We start from the raw sequence: 1,259 nt of genomic DNA on the forward strand, positions 1-1,259 counted from the left end.
GAGTGATATCCCAGCGCGCTGTGCGGGTGGTTTTCATTGTAATGCGTGAACGCTACTGCAAGGTTTCGCAGTGCTGTTCTCACATCCGGTTTTGGCATGAACGCGATATAGTCTTCTTTCATCGTTTTCACGAACCGTTCGGCCATGCCATTACTCTGCGGGCTGCTCACCGCTGTTGTGCAGGGCTCCAGATTCAGCTCTCTCGCGAACCTCCACGTTTCATACGCGGTATACGCTGAACCGTTGTCCGTCAGCCACTGCACCGCTGTATCGGGCAACCTGTCGCCGAAGCGCTTTTCCACCGACCTCAGCATCACATCCTGCACGGTTGAACTGTCATAGCCTCCCGTGCTTGCTGCCCAGTCTATGGCCTCACGGTCGCAGCAGTCCAGCGCGAACGTTACCCGCAGTTTTTCGCCGTTGTCGCAGCCGAACTCGAAGCCATCTGAACACCAGCGCATATCGCTTTCTGCCACCGCTATCTTGCCCTTATGTTCACGCTTCGGTCGCTCTGGTTTGTCATGCAACAACAACAGGTTATGCTCGCTCATTATCCTGTAGAGCCGTTTGGCGTTCACAGGTGGCTGTCCCTCTGTGCGACGTTGCTTGCGCAGGATGCCCCACACGCGTCGATAACCATAACTCGGCATATCGCTGATGATGTCGAGGATAGCCGACAGTATTTCTTCGTCTGCTTCGTCATTACGCCGGTTACAGCGCTTGTCCTGCCAGTCGGCAGAACGGTTAATCCGCAGTGACAGCTGCGCACGCGACACGCCCATGGTGCGGCTGACCAGGGCTATTCCCCGTCCTTTGGCAACAAGGGCGCGTGCGCTATCCATTTTCGCGACTGGCCGTACTCCACGGCTTCTTTCAGGATCTCAACTTCCATCGTCTTCTTGCCCAGAAGGCGCTGAAGTTCCCGGACCTGCTTCAGAGCAGCAGTAAGCTCAGAAGCAGGAACGACTTCCTCTCCGGCCGCAACGGCGGTGAGGCTGCCTTCCTGATATTGCTTCTTCCACTTAAACAGCAGGCTGGGCTGGATACCATGCAGGCGGGCGACATGGGAGACATTCATGCCCGGCTCCATCGTCTGCTGGATAATGGCGATCTTCTCCTGAGGAGTTTTACGTTTACGGGCTTCTTGCCCTAACAGGATCCCGGTCATCTCAAAATTGGCGTTAGTGTTAGACATATATTCAAGCCTATCTCTTATCTGGAGATACAGCTACTGTCCGGTGTTTCAGGGGGCTACATCA

The 1,259-nt window shown here is 55.2% G+C and carries 1 protein-coding gene; it reads right to left on the reverse strand.

Features of this window, described 5'->3' with window-relative positions; all coding sequences use genetic code 11:
* A protein-coding gene (locus tag HMPREF9538_RS22390) for an IS3 family transposase (protein WP_113705863.1) occupies positions 1–1,168 on the reverse strand; the annotation gives its coding sequence in 2 pieces (ribosomal slippage) (positions 1–847 and positions 847–1,168; 1,169 coding nt annotated over the 2 pieces). This gene is flagged as partial in the annotation.
* Positions 1,169–1,259: the final 91 nt, after the last annotated feature.

It is taken from the genome of Klebsiella sp. MS 92-3 (assembly GCF_000195655.1).
Lineage (GTDB): Bacteria > Pseudomonadota > Gammaproteobacteria > Enterobacterales > Enterobacteriaceae > Klebsiella > Klebsiella pneumoniae.